The following is a 17,809-nucleotide window of genomic DNA, read 5'->3' as shown; positions in this document are numbered from 1 at the left end:
CTATTAGCTGGTAAACATTACCGCTGTCAAAATAAAGTCAAACCCTAATACTGCCAGTGATGAGTGTACGACTGTTTCTGTTGTTGCTTTACTGATCCCTTCTGAGGTTGGGATACAGTCGTAGCCCTTATAAAGCGCAATCCAGGTCACTACCATGGCAAATACAAAACTTTTGATCATGCCGTTTAATACATCTTCTTGAAACGATACTTGCGATTGCATTATCGACCAAAAGCTGCCGGTATCTACGCCTAACCAATCAACCCCAACTAAATGAGCACCGATAATGGCAACCGCAGAAAAAATAAGTGCAAGCAATGGCATACTAATAAAACCTGCCCAAAAGCGCGGTGCAATAATGCGCTTGAGAGGGTCAATGGCCATCATTTCTAGTGAAGAGAGTTGCTCGGTGGCTTTCATTAAACCTATTTCTGCCGTTAGCGCACTTCCAGCGCGCCCAGCAAATAATAGCGCTGTAACCACAGGGCCTAGTTCGCGTAATAAACTAAGCGCAACTAATGGGCCTAGGCTGTCTTCGGCGCCATAGCCAACCAATACAGTGTAACCTTGCAGCGCAAGCACCATACCAATAAACAAACCCGACACCATAATAATTAATAATGATTGCGAACCAACCATATAAAGTTGGCGCACTAACAGCGGTGTGCCTTTTTTAAAGTTAGGTACATTCCACAATGCATTAAAAAGCATGTTGGCAGAGCGCCCTAATGCAGCAAAACGCCCCAGCGTTTTATGACCTAACTTTTGAAATAAATCCAACATTAAGCGTTTTCTCCTAACAGCTCATCAGCATACGTTTGTGCAGGATAATGAAATGGCACAGGTCCATCCGATAACCCTTTTAAAAACTGCTGTACTAATGGAGATTCATGATTACGCATTTCATCCGGTGTCCCAGCCCCTATTACGCCTTGATCGGCAATAATAATAACGTGATCGGCAATACTCATTACCTCCGTCACATCGTGGGTTACAATAAGGGATGATAAACCTAGCACTTCATTTAACGACTTAATAAGCTTTACCAATACGCCCATAGATATTGGGTCTTGGCCGGCAAAAGGCTCATCATACATAATAAGTTCTGGGTCCAGTGCAATAGCACGTGCAAGTGCTGCTCGTCTGGCCATACCGCCAGAAAGCTCAGAAGGCATTAAATCTTTAGCACCGCGTAAACCCACCGCTTGCAGTTTCATTAATACGACTAGTTTAATTAACGCTTCACTTAACTTGGTGTGCTCTCGCAGAGGAAATGCAATGTTGTCAAAAACCGACATATCAGTAAATAACGCACCGCTTTGAAACAGCATGCTCATTTTGGTTCGTGCCGCATATAACTCTTTACGCGACATACTAGGAATACTGCCACCTTCGAATAAAATATCGCCGGCGTCAGGCTTAAGCTGCCCACCAATTAAGCGTAGCATTGTGGTTTTGCCAATTCCGCTTGGCCCCATAATCGCTGTTATCTTACCTTTAGGAACACTAAAACTCATATTTTTATATATGGTTCTATCGCCTCGCGAAAAGCTAACATCCTTGACTTCTACTATTGATTGCGACAAGTCGCTCTCCGTAACAATGTTCACTCGTGCTCCTATTTTAAGGGTTTTTTAGCCAAGATGGAAAAAACAATTCGTAAGATTTTGTAATACGCCTACAAAAAGCGCTCTAAGGCTGAAGTAAATTGCCTTAACCTTTGCTTAAGCGCATAAAATTCACGCACTGCAATAGTAGACCCTACTCTTTTGCTTATACTTTCATGTTGGCTTTTGTTACTATTCGCGCCATCTGTATTTTGAACATCTGGCTTAACATAATGGTTACCTCGTTTGTTATTTTAATTCTTGGTTTTGCTGCACTTGTGTGGAGCGCCGACCGATTTGTATACGGTGCGGCAGCGCTTGCTAAAAACTTTGGAGTCCCTACTTTAATTGTTGGCTTAACGGTTGTTGCTATGGGTTCTTCGGCCCCTGAAATGATGGTATCGGCCTCGGCTGCTTTGGCAAATAAAACCGACACAGCGGTTGGTAACGCGGTAGGTTCAAATATAACAAACATATTACTTGTGTTAGGTATTACTGCGCTGCTACGCCCTTTGAGTGTGTCATCAAGCACTTTAAAACGCGAAATGCCGCTTGTTATGCTGGTATCCTTGGCTACGTGGTATGTATTTTCAGACAACTACTTCTCGCTCACCGAAGGGGTGGCGTTGCTAGTTGCATTTGCTGTGTTTATTGGCGGTTTGATTGTGGTTTCTTTGCGCGCAAAAAATCAAGATGACCCTTTTGTTTCAGAAGCCTGCGATGAGGTTCCTAACGATGTACCAACTAAGAAAGCCGTTTTATGGCTAATTGTTGGCATGGTTTTATTACCTGTTAGCTCACACTTTTTAGTTGGTTCAGCAGTCGATATTGCTAAATACTTTGGTTTAAGCGACTTAGTAATTGGTTTAACCATTATCGCCATTGGCACAAGCTTGCCTGAACTTGCAGCTTCTGTAGCGGGTGTACTTAAAAACGAAGATGATTTAGCCCTAGGTAATATTGTGGGCTCAAATATATTTAATATTTTAGCGGTATTACCACTTGCAGGTATTATTAACCCATCAGTGGTTGACCCGTCACTTGCAAACCGCGACATACTTATTATGTTAGGTGCTACGCTTGCGCTTATTATTATGTCATTGAACTTTAGAGGTTCTCAGCGTATCAATAGAGTAGAAGGTGGCCTATTACTCATGGCATTTTTGGCGTACCAAGGTTATATTTTTAGTCAAGTAGGGTAACAATGGCACAACTAAATTTTATAGAGCAAGGTTTACGCGTATTAAACATTGAACGCCAAGCGCTTGCTGATATTACACAATACGTTGACGAAAACTTTCATAGTGCGTGTCAGCTCATGTTTGATTGCCAAGGCCGGATTATTGTTATTGGCATGGGTAAATCAGGCCATATTGGTAATAAAATTGCTGCTACCCTTGCAAGTACAGGCAGCCCTGCTTTTTTTGTTCACCCAGGCGAAGCAAGCCATGGCGATTTAGGCATGATAACCAAAAATGACGTGGTTATGCTTATATCAAACTCGGGCGAAACCAGCGAAGTACTTAATATTATTCCGGTGCTTAAACGCCTTGGTGCAAAAATAATATCGATGACGGGCAACCCGCTTTCTACTATGGCTACACTTGCCGATGTGCACGTATGCATAAAAGTAGAACAAGAAGCCTGTTTATTAGGTTTAGCGCCTACTGCAAGCACCACTGCTACTTTAGCAATGGGTGATGCAATGGCGGTTGCGCTTTTAGAAGCACGCGGCTTTACCGCCGATGACTTTGCACTCTCTCACCCTGGCGGCAGTTTAGGTAAGCGATTGTTGCTAACTTTAAAAGATGTAATGCACAGCGGCACAAACACCCCTATTATAGGTGTAACGCAAACAATTAAAGACGCGTTAATAGAAATGTCAGCCAAAGGGCTGGGCATGACCGCTATTGTAGATAACAATCAACAGCTTGCTGGCCTTTTTACCGACGGTGACTTACGCCGTATTTTAGAGCAAAGAGTGGATATACATAGCACCGCTATTAGCCAGGTTATGACTAAGTCATGCACAACTGCCACAGCCGATATACTTGCAGCTGAAGCCCTAAACATAATGGAAAATAAACGTATTAATGGTTTAATTGTTGTCAATGATAAAAACCAGCCAATAGGCGCCTTAAATATGCAAGACCTCTTAAAAGCAGGAGTATTATAAATGCAATTTGAAGATCTCTATCAACCGCTAAGCGATGATGCCAAAGCACGCGCCAAAAAAGTAAAACTACTCATATGCGATATTGATGGTGTATTTTCTGATGGCCGAATTTACCTCGGTAACCAAGGCGAAGAATTAAAAGCATTTAATACAAAAGATGGTTTTGGCATTAAAGCGCTGATCAATAGCGGTTTTGAAGTTGCGGCCATTACGGGGCGTCACTCAGAAATAGTGCAAACTCGCATGAGCAGCTTAACCGTGCAGCACATTTATCAAGGCCAAGAAGACAAACTTATTGCTTATCAAGAACTCAAAAACACTTTAAAGTTAACTGATGAACAAATAGCCTATATTGGTGACGATGGCCCTGACATGCCAGTAATGGAGCGCGTTGGCTTTGCCGTTGCAGTAAACGATGCACACCCACTAATTAAGCGCTTATCGCATTACACTACGCAAATGCCTGGCGGCTTTGGCGCCGTTAGAGAGCTCACAGATTTACTTATGCTAGAGAACGGCATAGCGCTTACAACACAAGGCACCAGTTCATGAATGCAGCACGCGTTATACTCAGTGCGTTATTCATCGGCTGTATGGTTTGGCTTTGGTACCCTTATTTTACCCAAACCAATGTAGCGCCAGAGCAAGAACCTGAAGTAATCGCAAAGCCCGATTACACCGCTATAGAGCTTAAGCAAACAGCCTATGACGAGCAAGGCAAAATAAGCCATAAAGTCACTGCGGCTAAAATGGAGCTGTACCAACAGCTTGGTTTTACATTTTTTGAAAAACCTATTTTCACCTTGTATAACGAAAAGCAAACATGGCGAATAAATGCAGACGAAGCAACGCTTTACGAAGATAAGCAACTTATTTTAGAAGGCAATGTGGTTGCTAAAAATTTAGTTGATAATGCCATGATAGATAACATCGATGCCGATAACATCGAAGTCGACATTAAAGCGCTAACAATGCGCTCTGAGCAGCCAGTGGTTGTCACTGGGCCTAATTTAAAAATTGTCGGTAAAGGCCTTGAAGCCGATTTAAAAACCGAAGTAATAAAACTAATTAACCATACGCGAACAATATATTATGACCAATAAACTCACTAAAATACTTATTATCCCATCGCTAATGCTTGCATTTAGCGCCTCTGCTGCTGAGCCTGCTGCTCAACCGCCAGCAAATCAAATTTCTATTAGTGCAGACCGTCAAGAAGGCCAACTTAAAGAAAACGTAGGTATTTTTGAAAAGAACGTCGAAATTGTGCATGGCAATCGCAAAATTACAGCCGACCGACTCGAAGTACATAAACGTGAAGACTTAGGGGATAACAAACAACTCCTTATTGCCACTGGCAGCCCAGCCTACTTCGAAGAAAAACAAGACGATGGTACCGTAATGAGCGCCAGTGCAAACGAAGTACGTTACGACGTAGCAAAGCGCTTTTTAACGCTTGTTGGCGATGCTGAAGTCGCACAAGCCGGTCAAAAAATTAATGCTAAAAGTATTACCTACGATATGCAGCAGCAGCTTATTAGCGCAGAAAAAGACGAAAACTCCACGGATCGTGTCCACACAATTTTAGTGCCTGTTGAAGCAAAAATTAAAGAAAAAACAGGTAACGAAGGTCAACCATGAGCACCTTAAAAGCAGAACTATTAGCAAAAAGCTATAAAGGCCGCCAAGTTGTAAAAAATGTAGGCCTTGAGGTAGAAGCCGGCAGCATTGTTGGCTTATTGGGCCCTAATGGCGCAGGTAAAACCACCACCTTTTACATGATTGTAGGGTTAGTACCTAGCGACAAAGGTAAAATTTCTATTGATGATAACGACATTACGTTATTACCTATGCACAGCCGCGCCCGCTTAGGCATTGGCTATTTGCCGCAAGAGTCATCAATATTTAGAAAGCTGACAGTTTATCAAAACTTAATGGCTATTTTAGAAACGCGTAAAGAGCTCAATAAAGCCGCGCGAGAAGAAACGCTCAACAACTTACTTGATGAATTTAGTATTCAGCATATTCGCGATAGCCAAGGTATGGCGCTTTCTGGTGGTGAACGCCGCCGTGTAGAAATTGCCAGAGCACTGGCAGCGAACCCCAAATTTATTTTATTGGATGAGCCTTTTGCTGGTGTTGATCCGATTTCAGTGTTAGATATAAAGAAAATAATAGAACATCTTAAAAACCGTGGCATTGGCGTATTAATTACCGATCACAATGTAAGAGAAACCCTTGATGTTTGTGAAAAAGCCTACATTGTTTCTCATGGGGAGCTAATTGCATCTGGTACCCCAGAACACGTATTAAATGACAAAACTGTACGCGATGTTTATTTAGGCGAGCAATTTAGGCTGTAACATTTAAGCCACACCTACAAGCATCTGCTAATATTAATTATAACAACATAAAAGGATTGTTAGAGATACATGAGGCAATCATTACAGCTGCGCATGGGCCAGCAACTTACAATGACTCCACAATTGCAACAAGCGATTCGCTTGCTGCAGCTCAGTACATTGGATCTCCAGCAAGAAATACAAGAAGCACTTGATAGCAACCCGCTATTAGAAGTAGAAGAGCAAGATTACACGGAAGAGTCGGCTGGAAAAAATGAACAAAAAGCAGATACGGATGATGTAACCGTAAGCGCATCGGCTGACGATACAACCAGCGAGTACGAGCAAGACAGTGGCGAAGCTTTAAATAAAGACACCGTTAGCGATGATATGGCAATGGATGTAACCTGGGATGAGTACATGAGCGCAGCCCCTGCGGCATCCTCAGGCCCAATGCCGGAAGATGAGTCTATTTATCAAGGTGCCTCTACTGAAACGCTACATGAGTATTTAATGTGGCAGCTTCAGCTTACTCCTTTTAGCCCAACTGACGAAGCCATTGCTATTGCCATTGTAGAAGCTGTAGATGACTCGGGTATTTTAACGCTAAGTTGCGAAGAAATTTTAGAGAGCTTTAACCAAGAAAACAATGACGAAGTTGAAGTTGAACTTGACGAAATAGAAGCCGTTTTAAAGCGTATTCAGTTATTTGACCCTGTAGGTATAGCCGCGCGCAGTTTACAAGAGTGCTTGTGTATTCAGCTAAACCAGTTTGATAAAGACACCCCTTTTATAGAACAAACTAAAATGATCTTAACCGATCACATTGATCTATTAGCGGCACGCGACTATCGTACATTAATGAAAAAGACTAAGCTTAAAGAAGACGAGCTTAAAGAGGTCATGACCCTAATACATACCCTCAACCCAAAACCTGCAGATACAATAGTAAGGGAAGAGTCGGAGTATGTAATACCGGATGTGTCGGTTAAAAAAATAAAAGGCCGCTGGGTGGTAGAGCTAAACCCAGATAGCATGCCAAAAATACGCGTAAATAGTCAGTACGCGGCTATGTCACGTACCGTAAAATCAAGTGGTGATAGCCAATTTATTCGCTCTCACTTACAAGAAGCTAAATGGTTTATAAAAAGCCTTGAAAGCAGAAACGACACGCTGCTTAAGGTAACAAACTGTATTGTAAAACAGCAACAGGCATTTTTTGAACATGGCCCAGAAGCAATGAAGCCAATGGTTTTAAACGATGTTGCTGAAATGGTAGAAATGCATGAATCGACAATTTCGCGTGTTACTACGCAAAAATATATGCATACGCCACGTGGTATTTTTGAGCTTAAGTATTTTTTCTCAAGCCACGTAAGCACTGAAAACGGCGGTGAGTGTTCATCAACCGCAATACGTGCCCTAATTAAAAAGCTAATTGCCGCGGAAAACTCAGCTAAACCATTGAGTGATAGTAAAATTGCGGATATATTGGCAGAGCAAGGAATTAAAGTAGCTAGACGCACAATAGCAAAATACCGTGAATCGCTAGCTATTCCACCGTCAAATCAGAGAAAGAGTTTGATATAAGACGTAAAAAACAAAGAGGAAATGCTTATGCAACTAAACCTAACTGGTCGTCACGTAGAAGTAACTGATTCACTTAGAGACTATGTAAATAATAAATTTGCAAAGCTAGAAAGGCGCTCAGATCATATTAGCAATGTGCATGTCATTCTCGATGTAGAAAAACTCAACCAAAAAGCAGAAGCGACTATTCATGTAAGTGGCGCAGATTTATTTGCCTCAACAGAGCACCAAGATATGTATGCCGCTATAGACTCGTTGATTGACAAGCTCGATCGTCAAGTCATAAAACATAAAGAGAAGCTTGCTAGACACTAATATTATGAAATTAAGTACATTAGTATGCCAGGACTGCAGCAAAGCTGCGGTCCTTTTTAGTAGTAAAAAAAGAATTTTAGAGTTTATCAGTGAGCTAGCTCATGAAAAGCTCCCCTACTTACCACAACAAGATATTCTTAATGCGCTGGCAAGCAGAGAAAAGCTAGGCAGTACTGGTATTGGCCGGGGTATCGCCATTCCTCATGGCAGAATGGGTGGCGTAGAAGAGCCGCTGGCTTTAGTACTTGTTAGCGACACGCCTGTTAACTTTGACGCTATTGATAACTGCCCTGTTGATATTTTTGTTGCACTCATCGTACCAGATGGCGATAACCAACAGCACCTAAAGACTCTGGCAACCATAGCTGATAAACTGAGCAACAAAGAATTTTGTAAACAGCTGCGCAGTGCTAAAACCGATGCTGAGCTGTATCAAGTAATTGTTGATCAATCGTAGTAAATATTAAGGGCTATAAATGGAGTTAATTATCATAAGCGGCCGTTCTGGTTCAGGTAAGTCGGTTGCTTTACGCGTGGTTGAAGATTTAGGCTATTATTGCGTAGATAATATTCCGGTCAACTTACTGCCCTCTTTAGTGCGAAGTGTTTCAGATAACTATGACAAAATAGCCGTTAGTATAGATGTTCGTAATATCCCCAAAGAACAAGACGAATTTAACGATATTCTCGAGTACCTTCCTGACTTTGCTAAACCCACACTGTTTTATTTAGATAGTGATGATCAAACACTGATCAAACGTTTTTCAGAAACACGCAGATTACACCCTTTATCCATCGATTCGCTGCCGCTTGATTTAGCAATAAAAAAAGAAAAAGAACTGCTTGATGGGCTCGTAACGCGCGCTGACTTTATGCTTGATACCACCGATTTAAGTGTGCACCAATTAGCAGAGTCAATTCGCGAAAAAATACTGGGTAAAAAAGATAAGCAACTTATTGTAACGTTTGAATCGTTTGGCTTTAAACACGGCATACCTAAAGAAGCTGATTATGTTTTTGATGCTCGCTTTTTGCCAAACCCCCACTGGGAGCCTGAACTCAAACCGCTTACGGGCCTTGATCAACCAGTAAAAGATTTTTTGGCAAATCACAGCATAGTCCAAAAATTCACTTGGCAAATTCAAACCTTTGTACAAACTTGGTTGCCACACTTAGAGCGTAATAACCGTAGTTACCTCACTATTGCAATTGGCTGTACTGGTGGTCAACACCGCTCGGTTTATTTAGCGCAAGCCATTGGTGAGAGCTTTGCTATGACGCATCCGAATGTCAAAATTCGTCATCGTGAGCAAGAAAAGTAACCTTAAAATAATAACCTGTTCAGTTTAGGTATAGTAATTTATGCGCTGTGAAGACACATTTTTAATAAAAAATAAATTAGGCTTACACGCCAGAGCGGCAACGGTCCTTGCGCAATTAGCTGTGCAGTTTGATGCTAAAATCACCTTACACCAAGATGATAAAGAAGCCGCAGGCGACAGCGTATTGGCTTTAATGCTACTTGAAAGCAGTAAAGGTAAAGAAGTTAAAGTAGTCTGTGAAGGCCCTGACTCAGAGCAAGCTTTGCATGCGGTTGGGCAATTAATTGTACAACGATTTAACGAACAAGAATAATTTAAAGCATCATAGCCTTATAAGTTAAAGACTTATCAGGCTAGACTATAAAGATTTAGTAAATTAGGGTATTCCGACTCGCCTAATTTAGTGCTTTAATTTAGGGTAATAAAGCCATGCCCCTGCTAAATTTGGTTACTTAATTTTAAACACTAATTTAGTCCCAGCATTGGGTTTAGCACAAAAAATAAAGAAAATGACAGTGGGCAACACCACTTACTAAACACCTTTCCATTACACAAAAATATTTAGGATGCCAATGCCAGAAGCGTTTGAACAAGACTACCCACTACAGCAACTAAAACAAGTGACTAAATCACTTAATAGTGGGCAATTTGTTCAAGTAAGACGCATGCTAGCAAAAACAGCACCTTGTGATACAGCACTGCTGCTTGAATCCTCTCCGCATAAAATTAGACGCATGCTTTGGCAACTGGTTGACCCAGATGTGCAAGGGGATGTGCTAGAAGAGCTCTCTGAAGATGTACGTTTAGGTATCATTGCACAAATGGAACCTGAGCATATTGCCGCGGCCACTGAGGATATGGGCCACGATGATTTAGGTGAAGTCCTGCGTAGCCTACCTGATACCGTGTACAAAGATGTGGTTAGCGCTATGGATACGCAAGACCGCGAACGCGCTACACAGGCTTTATCTTACCAAGAGCGCTCTGCAGGCGCGCTAATGAACACCGATACGGTGACCATTCGCCCAGACGTTACACTTGATGTTGTGCTGCGCTATATTAGGCTACGCGGTGAGCTGCCAGAGGGCACCGATGATTTATACGTTGTTGATAAACATAACTGTTTTTTAGGTGCATTGTCACTTAGTACACTGTTAACTAATCCGCCTGAAAAAATTGTTCAAGATTTAATGGATGAAGACTGTGAGTCTATCCCTATTTCGATGGATGAAAGTGAAGTTGCTCAGTTATTTGAGCGCCACAACTGGATATCGGCCCCTGTAGTCGATGATAACGCCCACTTGCTTGGACGTGTCACCATTGATGATATTGTTGATGTTATTCGTGAAGATGCAGAGCACAGCTTATTAAGCCTTGCCGGTCTTGATGATGAAGAAGACACCTTTGCACCTGTTTTAAAAAGCTCAAAAAAACGCTCAGTATGGCTTGGTGTTAACTTACTCACTGCCTTAGCTGCCGCCTTTGTGGCCAGCTTTTTTGAAAGCACCTTAGATATATTACCTATTTTAGCTGTACTCAATGGCATTGTGCCCTCAATGGGTGGTGTAGCAGGTAGCCAATCTTTAACTCTGGTTATTCGCGGTATTGCCGTGGGCCATATTAACCAAACTAACCAACGATTTTTAATGGCTAAAGAGCTGGCGATAGGCGCATTAAACGGGGTTATTTGGTCAATACTTATAGCCAGTGTAATTGCGCTTTGGCAATGGGATTTTATGCTTGGCGGCGTGCTCGCATTTGCAATGTTTATGAACCTCGTAGTGGCTGGTGTTGCTGGCGCATGTATTCCTATTTTATTGAAAAAAATGAATATAGACCCTGCACTTGCCGGTAGTGTTGTACTTACAACGGTGACTGATATTGTCGGTATTTTTGCCTTTTTAGGCACCGCAACGTGGCTACTTATTTAACAACCTGAACTCAGGTTAAGTAGCCACTACACACTAAAACATATAATTAAATTGGTGAGCCCGGTGGCATTGGTAAACCACTGAAGTTTTCAGGCCACTTACCTACTTTTAAAAACTGTTTTATTTGCTCTGCTAAATACTGTTTAAACGCGCTTTCTCCTACACTGGTATTACTTAACATTGAGTTTTGATTGTACTCTTTGCTTAATTTTACCAAGTAGAAACGTAACTGCGCCTGCACCTCTGGGCTTACCTTGTCACTAGTGACTAAATCAGCCATATTTTTTGCAGTTAAAAATTGCACCCGCTGGGTGATTTTGCCTTTCATTGTATTAGGTGATGACACATTAAACACCTGGCTGTAAAGCTGCTCTAGCAGCTCATCTAAGCTGTAAAAATTAGAATTACGTACTTGTTGTTGAGCTAAACGATTTAAACGCTGTGGGTTTAATAATAACGATAAACTATGCTGCGCAGCTACTTCTGGCAAGGCCATCGCATCAAGTGTTACACCCGTACGCCCTGTTATGCTTTCACGTGATTTAGACTCGCCATACGCTTTTGGCGGAATAAGCGCTAATACCGACTCAGGCAAAATTAAATTAGCCGGTTTTAATGTTGTTAAAATAGCACTAAGCGCCGATTGCTGCTGCGCTTTTGCAACCACTTGTGCGCCCTTAGCAGGTGAGTCGTTACGTGTTTCGTATTCGTAGTTAACCCCCGCAATTAGCTTAACTGCAGCCTCTACTTGATAGCGATGAAATAAATAAAGCGGCACGAGTTTTTCTTCTAACTGCGAGAGTGCATCGCCCGTTTTAATGTTGTTAATACCAAATTGCGAAAGCGCTTTTTTACGTACATCAAGCACTCTAAGTAACTCTTGCGCTGGGTTAGTACCGTTATCCCATAAGTGCGCTGTAGGGTGTGCCCCGCCCTTTGCGCGTGCGTCGCTATCAGATATAAACTCAAGGCCCTTCGTTTTGTTCTCTTTTAATATTGTTGCAAGCTCAACACTTTCATCTTGATGAGTAAAGTCGCTGTAACCATATTTAATAACTTGGGTATCCCATACGCCCATACCGCTTGCATAGCCGCGGGTTACATCAAGCTCGCCTTGCTCGTTAAAGCCAAGTAGTGGGTGCGGGTAATCCATAACTGACGCTCTATCCCCCACCGAGGCTGCAAAGTTATGTGCAATGCCCAGCGTATGGCCAATTTCGTGTGCACTTAACTGGCGAATCCTATCAAGTGCCATTGCCTGTAAATTTTTAGCCACCTCGTTACCTTTTAAATAAGGCGCACCGAGGGCTTCTGCAATTAAAATATCTTGGCGTACACGCAATGAGCCAAGTGTTACATGCCCTTTGAGTATTTCGCCGGTACGAGGGTCTATAACAGAGCTTCCGTAAGACCATCCGCGTGTAGCACGGTGTACCCACTGAATAACGTTATAGCGAATATCCATAGGATCAGCATTGCTCGGCAATACTTTGACTATAAATGCGTTTTTATAGCCTGCTGCGCTAAAGGCATCATTCCACCACTTACCGCCTTCAAGTAACGCGCTTTTAACCGGCTCAGGAACGCCAGGATCTAGGTAGTAAGTAATGGGCTCTACGGGTTCACTAATCGGTAAACTTGGATCTTTTTTAGCTAAGCGATGACGCGGTATATAGCGCACAAACATAGATTCACCAAGGGGGGCTGCATAGTCTTTGTGCTCAATGCTCCAATACCCTGATTGCGGGTCAAATTTACGTGGCGTGTATTTATCATCAGGTAATTTAATAAGTGAGTGGTGCATATGTACAGTAAGTGCGTATGCATCGGCGCTTACTTGGCGCACAAATTTACCTGGTTTAGTGCCCTTAAACGTTAATACTGCTTCAAGCTCGGTGTTTTTTACAAACGCTTTTGAGCGATTCATATATACAGCGCTGCGTGATTCATCAAGGCTAAAGCTGCCTTGCTTGCGCGTTGCAAGCGTACGGCTTACCCCGTGTACATCGCTTAATAAATAAGGTGTGTAATCAATCAGGAGCGCTTTTTCGCTTTGCGCTACCACTTTAAAGCCCGCTAAAATACTGGATGCAAAGGCCTCTTTGATACTTTGCTGCTCAGCTTTGTTAGTGGTATTAGCGCGATAATATGTATTTAGCGCGCGCAACATTACTTTATCGCCAAAACGCTCAAACTGAACTAAATGCGTGTTACCAAGTTGGCCTCTATCTAAGCCTATATCGTTAGAGCCAACTCCATAGGGTAAGCTTTGCTGAAGCAAAAATTGCTGCTCTAATTTATCTACTTTTAAAAACACTTTGCCGTTTTGAGTATCGTAGTAAAACGAAAAGTACCCAGGAAAGTGATTCATTTGCGCAGTAAATTCATCTATAGGCTTAATTGCTGCGTGCGCTTGGGTTATCATAGAGCACAGCACAGTAAAGAATATGTAACTTATTAGTGGTATTTTTTTCATAATCTTATCTTTGTTATTGGCGTTTTAAGTACAATTAGGTGGCACCATTATTACAGTGCTATTTAAACAATACAGGTATTTAAGACGAAATTCAGCGCACTAAGTTAATCTCTCTCACATTTAGATTAGCTAGTACACGTTATCAGGAAAATAGAATGCGTAGACTCCCACCAGTATTACTAGAAGACGGTTGTCCTAGAGAACTTTTATCGTTAATTAGAACCATTTTAGCAGCATGTAAAGAAATTTCGTTTCGTGTTGGCCAAGGTGCGCTTTCTGGCGTATTAGGCTCAACGCTTGATGAAAACATTCAAGGCGAAACCCAAAAAAAGCTCGATGTATTATCTAATCAGCTTTTAAAAGATATTTTACTCGAGTCTGGGTCAGTTAAAGCCATCGCCTCAGAAGAAGAAGATTACACAGTAGCTGGCAACCAAGACGCTAAATACATTGTGGCGTTTGACCCGCTTGATGGCTCATCAAATACCGATATTAACTCGCTAGTGGGTACTATATTTTCAATTATGGAAGCCCCAGAAGGCTCAGATGCCGCCGATCAAAGTATATTTTTGCAGCCAGGCCACAAACAAGTTGCTGCAGGTTACGTGCTTTACGGCCCATCAACTATGCTTGCACTTACTACAGGTAAAGGCACGCGCATGTTTACGCTAGATAAAACCCAAGGTAGCTTTTTACTAACACAAGACTTTGCCACTATCCCTGCTGATACAAACGAATTTGCCATTAATGCGTCAAACCAGCGTCATTGGCAGCCAGCAATGCAAAACTATATTAATGACTTACTCGCTGGCGATACCGGCCCACGTGCTAAAAACTTTAACATGCGCTGGATTGCCGCTATGGTTGGCGATGTGCACCGTGTACTTAGCCGTGGTGGTTTATTTACCTACCCAACCGACACCAAAGATGCAAACAAACCTAATAAGCTACGTTTGCTGTACGAAGCCAACCCCATGGCTATGCTAGTTGAGCAAGCAGGTGGTATCGCTTCTACGGGTACTGAGCGTATTATGGATATTCAACCCGATGCAATCCACCAGCGTGTGGCGGTAATATTAGGCTCTAAAAACGAAGTAGAAACGTGCTTGGGATACCATAAGTAAACAAGTTGCTATTGCCGGCACAGTAAGCTGTAAAAATAATGACCTTGTGGGTTTTACCTGCAAGGTTTTTTTATGCCTAAATTATATCTGTTGATTTAATAAAATATTTTAGGGGCTGTTTAATATTGATAAGTGCTAAAAACAAAAAACCCAGCATAAGCTGGGTTTTTACAATTCTGAAAGAAAACTAAATTACTTGATTTTAGCTTCTTTGAAAATCACATGTTTACGAGCCTTAGGATCGAACTTTTTGATTTCCATCTTTTCAGGCATGTTACGCTTGTTTTTGTCGGTAGTGTAGAAAAAACCAGTACCAGCAGTTGAAACTAAACGGATTTTATCGCGCATGATTCAGTTCCTTAAACTTTTTCGCCGCGAGCACGGATATCTGTAAGTACCGCGTCGATGTCTTTTTTATCGATAATACGCATACCTTTAGTAGTAGTGCGTAGTGTTACAAAACGTTTTTCACTTTCAACCCAAAAACGGTGTGTTTGTAGGTTAGGTAGGAAACGACGTCTAGTCGCGTTTCTCGCGTGTGAACGGTGATTACCAACCGTTGGACGCTTACCTGTAACTTGACATACTTTAGACATGTCTATATATCTCCAATAACTTCGCTCGAGCTTAATTTAACCTAAGGCCATGTATTTGTGCCCTAGATAAATCGAAGGGCGCTCTTTATACAGCTTTTACAGGCAAAGATCAAATACTGATCTATCCAACCAGCTCATATGTAAATTTGATAGCGGCTAATTATAAAGATCGAATGCCCTTAGGGAAAGTAAAAACTGCATTTAAATTAAACTAATTTGCTAAAACCGTCCAAACCGCTCATTTTTAACACACTTATTCATCAAGCAACCTTAAATCAAGCCTCGCTGTGCAAAAGAAACACACGTTTCTCCTCCTACAATGATGTGATCAAGCACATTTATGTCTACTAATTGCAGTGCTTGTTGTAATTTATTAGTGATAAGTTTGTCTGCTTGGCTTGGTTCGGCAATCCCGCTTGGGTGATTGTGTGCCAAAATAATGGCCGCAGCATTATTTTTTAAGGCCGCTTTTAGAACTTCTCTGGGGTAAACGCTGGCTGAGTTTATCGTGCCATAAAACAAAATTTCGTCTTTTACTAAACGGTTTTGGCTATCGAGATAAAGCACCATAAACACTTCTTGCTGTAGCCCGCGCATTTGCAGCGTTAAATATTCATACACCGCATTTGGCGAATTAAACACCGCATCGCGCTGGCAACGCTCCTGCATGTAACGCTGACTCAGCTCGAGCACCGCTTGCAATTGCACATATTTTGCCATCCCTAACCCTTTTTGTGCGCAAAACTCATCTTGGCTGGCGTTAAATAAATTATGCAATGTTTTGTTTTCGTTAAGCAGGTGCTGTGCAAGCTCAATCACATTCATACCGGGTAAGCCCGTACGCAAAAATATCGCTAATAACTCAGCATCGGTCAATGCTTTAGGGCCTTTTTCAATGAGTTTTTCGCGTGGGCGAAGTGAGTTAGGTAACGATGTTAATTGCATTATTCATCCTTGATGATTAAAAAACAGTCTTATAACTGTAATGCAATTTTTAAAATTAGCCTGATTATTTAATCCTAAAAACTTAGCTCAAAGCACAAAGATTTGTTATTTTAGCCTGCATATACACTCAAGCAAAAAACACTCATGACTAACTTAACAAACAAAAAAATCGTACTTGGTATCACCGGCGGCATCGCAGCCTATAAATGTGCCGAGCTCGTTAGGCGCTTAAAAGAGGCAGGTTGCGAAGTAAAAGTAGTTATGAGCGAGTCAGCTAAGCATTTTATAACCCCATTAACCATGCAAGCGGTGAGTGGTGAAATGGTGTCTGATTCATTACTTGACCCCTCAGCAGAGGCCGCAATGGGCCACATAGAATTTGCCAAATGGGCTGATTTAATTTTGGTCGCGCCTGCAACGAGTAATACCATTGCCAAAATGGCCGCAGGCATAGCCGATGATTTACTTACCACACTATTACTGGCAACCCCTGCTAAAGTGGCAATAGCCCCAGCAATGAACCAGCAAATGTATGCACACCCTGCAACACAAGCAAATTTAACCACTTTAAAAGCACGTGACGTACTTATTTGGGGCCCAGGCAAAGGCGAGCAAGCCTGTGGCGATGTAGGAGCTGGGCGCATGCTAGAGCCGCATGAGCTTGTGGCTTTGTGCACTGCTACAGATCAGCCGCAATTATTAGCAGGTAAAACCATTACAATTACGGCAGGGCCAACCCGCGAGCCGCTTGACCCTGTGCGTTTTATCTCTAATCACAGCTCAGGAAAAATGGGCTTTGCCCTGGCTGAGGCCGCTTTAAAGCTTGGTGCTCATGTCAATTTAATTTCAGGGCCTGTCACTATCAAAGCCCCTGTTGGCGTTAATTTAATAAACATTGAAAGCGCTGAGCAGCTATTAAATGAGTCATTAACCTATGCCCCACTCTCTGATGCTTTTATTGGTTGTGCAGCCGTAGCCGATTATAGAGCGGCTAATGTAGCGACTCAAAAAATGAAAAAACAAGGCGATGAGCTTACCCTCACCCTTGTTAAAAACCCCGATGTAATAGCCGCCGTGGCAAACTTAACGCAAAACCGCCCTTACACTGTGGGTTTTGCTGCTGAAACGCAAAATGTAGAGAGCTATGCAAAGGGTAAACTTAAAAATAAAAATCTCGATATGATCTGCGCTAACGATGTATCGCAAAGTGGTTTAGGGTTTAATTCAGATCACAATGCTTTAACACTTTACTGGCAAAATGAGCAGTTAGCACTGGCGGTAAATAGTAAAACACGCATTGCTCTTGAGGTAATTAAACAACTTGCCAAGCAACTATAAAGTGCTGGAAACAAACTGAATAAAACATTAACATAAGCCACTCATTT

Annotated in this window: 20 protein-coding genes; 14 read left to right on the top strand and 6 right to left on the bottom strand. The window is 42.0% G+C overall.

The genetic code is table 11. The features are described 5' to 3' along the window. Positions 1–3: 3 nt before the first annotated feature. Both mlaE and PAT01_RS04825 read right to left on the bottom strand, forming a co-directional pair. Positions 4–783, bottom strand: coding sequence for a lipid asymmetry maintenance ABC transporter permease subunit MlaE (gene mlaE, locus PAT01_RS04830; protein ID WP_024033330.1), 780 nt, complete (start codon positions 781–783; stop codon positions 4–6). Continuing rightward, positions 783–1,586 (bottom strand): ATP-binding cassette domain-containing protein, encoded by an 804-nt coding sequence (locus PAT01_RS04825; RefSeq protein ID WP_004589092.1) that lies wholly within the window; start codon positions 1,584–1,586, stop codon positions 783–785. Before PAT01_RS04825 ends, mlaE begins: the two co-directional genes overlap by 1 nt. 254 nt (positions 1,587–1,840) lie before the next feature. Between PAT01_RS04825 and PAT01_RS04820 the strand changes: the two genes are divergently transcribed. The 12 genes from PAT01_RS04820 (at position 1,841) to mgtE (ending at position 11,283) form a co-directional block, all read left to right on the top strand. Beyond that, the gene (locus PAT01_RS04820; RefSeq protein ID WP_154944996.1) at positions 1,841–2,809 is read left to right on the top strand and encodes a calcium/sodium antiporter; all 969 of its coding nucleotides are present in this window, start codon (positions 1,841–1,843) and stop codon (positions 2,807–2,809) included. A 2-nt stretch (positions 2,810–2,811) separates the two neighbouring features. Further along, complete coding sequence (locus PAT01_RS04815; RefSeq protein ID WP_004589090.1) at positions 2,812–3,783, top strand: KpsF/GutQ family sugar-phosphate isomerase; 972 nt, start codon at positions 2,812–2,814, stop codon at positions 3,781–3,783. Further along, a complete protein-coding gene (gene kdsC, locus PAT01_RS04810) occupies positions 3,784–4,335 on the top strand; it encodes a 3-deoxy-manno-octulosonate-8-phosphatase KdsC (RefSeq protein WP_096042313.1) in 552 nt (183 codons plus the stop codon). Beyond that, complete coding sequence (gene lptC / locus PAT01_RS04805; protein ID WP_054982305.1) at positions 4,332–4,886, top strand: LPS export ABC transporter periplasmic protein LptC; 555 nt, start codon at positions 4,332–4,334, stop codon at positions 4,884–4,886. The genes kdsC and lptC overlap by 4 nt, the downstream gene beginning before the upstream one ends. Continuing rightward, complete coding sequence (gene lptA / locus PAT01_RS04800; RefSeq protein WP_004589087.1) at positions 4,876–5,424, top strand: lipopolysaccharide transport periplasmic protein LptA; 549 nt, start codon at positions 4,876–4,878, stop codon at positions 5,422–5,424. The genes lptC and lptA overlap by 11 nt, the downstream gene beginning before the upstream one ends. Beyond that, positions 5,421–6,146, top strand: a complete 726-nt coding sequence (gene lptB, locus PAT01_RS04795) for an LPS export ABC transporter ATP-binding protein (RefSeq protein ID WP_004589086.1) — start codon at positions 5,421–5,423, stop codon at positions 6,144–6,146. Before lptA ends, lptB begins: the two co-directional genes overlap by 4 nt. Positions 6,147–6,215: 69 nt before the next feature. Continuing rightward, positions 6,216–7,715, top strand: coding sequence for an RNA polymerase factor sigma-54 (locus PAT01_RS04790; protein WP_138577858.1), 1,500 nt, complete (start codon positions 6,216–6,218; stop codon positions 7,713–7,715). A 27-nt stretch (positions 7,716–7,742) separates the two neighbouring features. Next, complete coding sequence (hpf, locus tag PAT01_RS04785; RefSeq protein WP_154944994.1) at positions 7,743–8,030, top strand: ribosome hibernation promoting factor; 288 nt, start codon at positions 7,743–7,745, stop codon at positions 8,028–8,030. Between the two features lie 4 nt (positions 8,031–8,034). After that, a complete protein-coding gene (locus PAT01_RS04780; RefSeq protein ID WP_004589083.1) occupies positions 8,035–8,487 on the top strand; it encodes a PTS sugar transporter subunit IIA in 453 nt (150 codons plus the stop codon). A gap of 19 nt (positions 8,488–8,506) precedes the next feature. Next, complete coding sequence (gene rapZ / locus PAT01_RS04775; RefSeq protein WP_138577860.1) at positions 8,507–9,352, top strand: RNase adapter RapZ; 846 nt, start codon at positions 8,507–8,509, stop codon at positions 9,350–9,352. 40 nt (positions 9,353–9,392) lie between these two features. Continuing rightward, complete coding sequence (locus tag PAT01_RS04770) at positions 9,393–9,665, top strand: HPr family phosphocarrier protein (RefSeq protein ID WP_138577862.1); 273 nt, start codon at positions 9,393–9,395, stop codon at positions 9,663–9,665. Between the two features lie 259 nt (positions 9,666–9,924). Further along, a complete protein-coding gene (gene mgtE, locus PAT01_RS04765; RefSeq protein ID WP_004589080.1) occupies positions 9,925–11,283 on the top strand; it encodes a magnesium transporter in 1,359 nt (452 codons plus the stop codon). Positions 11,284–11,329: 46 nt separating this feature from the next. Here mgtE and PAT01_RS04760 read toward each other — a convergent pair whose 3' ends face one another. Next, positions 11,330–13,759 carry a zinc-dependent metalloprotease gene (locus PAT01_RS04760; protein ID WP_138577864.1) on the bottom strand — a complete coding sequence of 810 codons (2,430 nt, stop codon included), beginning with the start codon at positions 13,757–13,759 and terminating at the stop codon, positions 11,330–11,332. A gap of 155 nt (positions 13,760–13,914) precedes the next feature. On the opposite strand from PAT01_RS04760, the gene PAT01_RS04755 reads away from it, so the two are divergent. After that, positions 13,915–14,883, top strand: coding sequence for a class 1 fructose-bisphosphatase (locus tag PAT01_RS04755; protein ID WP_138577866.1), 969 nt, complete (start codon positions 13,915–13,917; stop codon positions 14,881–14,883). 192 nt (positions 14,884–15,075) lie between these two features. Here PAT01_RS04755 and rpmG read toward each other — a convergent pair whose 3' ends face one another. The 3 genes from rpmG to radC all read right to left on the bottom strand — a co-directional run bounded on the left by rpmG (position 15,076) and on the right by radC (position 16,424). Then, positions 15,076–15,231, bottom strand: coding sequence for a 50S ribosomal protein L33 (gene rpmG / locus PAT01_RS04750; protein WP_004587947.1), 156 nt, complete (start codon positions 15,229–15,231; stop codon positions 15,076–15,078). 11 nt (positions 15,232–15,242) lie between these two features. Then, positions 15,243–15,479: a 50S ribosomal protein L28 gene (gene rpmB, locus PAT01_RS04745; RefSeq protein ID WP_154944992.1), complete on the bottom strand. Its 237-nt coding sequence runs from the start codon at positions 15,477–15,479 to the stop codon at positions 15,243–15,245. A 270-nt stretch (positions 15,480–15,749) separates the two neighbouring features. Next, a complete protein-coding gene (gene radC, locus PAT01_RS04740; RefSeq protein ID WP_054982295.1) occupies positions 15,750–16,424 on the bottom strand; it encodes a RadC family protein in 675 nt (224 codons plus the stop codon). 144 nt (positions 16,425–16,568) lie between these two features. Here radC and coaBC point away from each other — a divergent pair, with 144 nt between their 5' ends. Continuing rightward, positions 16,569–17,762, top strand: a complete 1,194-nt coding sequence (gene coaBC / locus PAT01_RS04735; protein ID WP_138577868.1) for a bifunctional phosphopantothenoylcysteine decarboxylase/phosphopantothenate--cysteine ligase CoaBC — start codon at positions 16,569–16,571, stop codon at positions 17,760–17,762. The last annotated feature ends 47 nt before the right edge of the window (positions 17,763–17,809 follow it).

Source organism: Pseudoalteromonas atlantica, from assembly GCA_007988745.1.
Taxonomy (GTDB): Bacteria; Pseudomonadota; Gammaproteobacteria; order Enterobacterales; family Alteromonadaceae; genus Pseudoalteromonas; species Pseudoalteromonas atlantica.
Note: the sequence above shows the minus strand (reverse complement) of the source record. Positions and strands in the feature narration are given on the sequence as shown.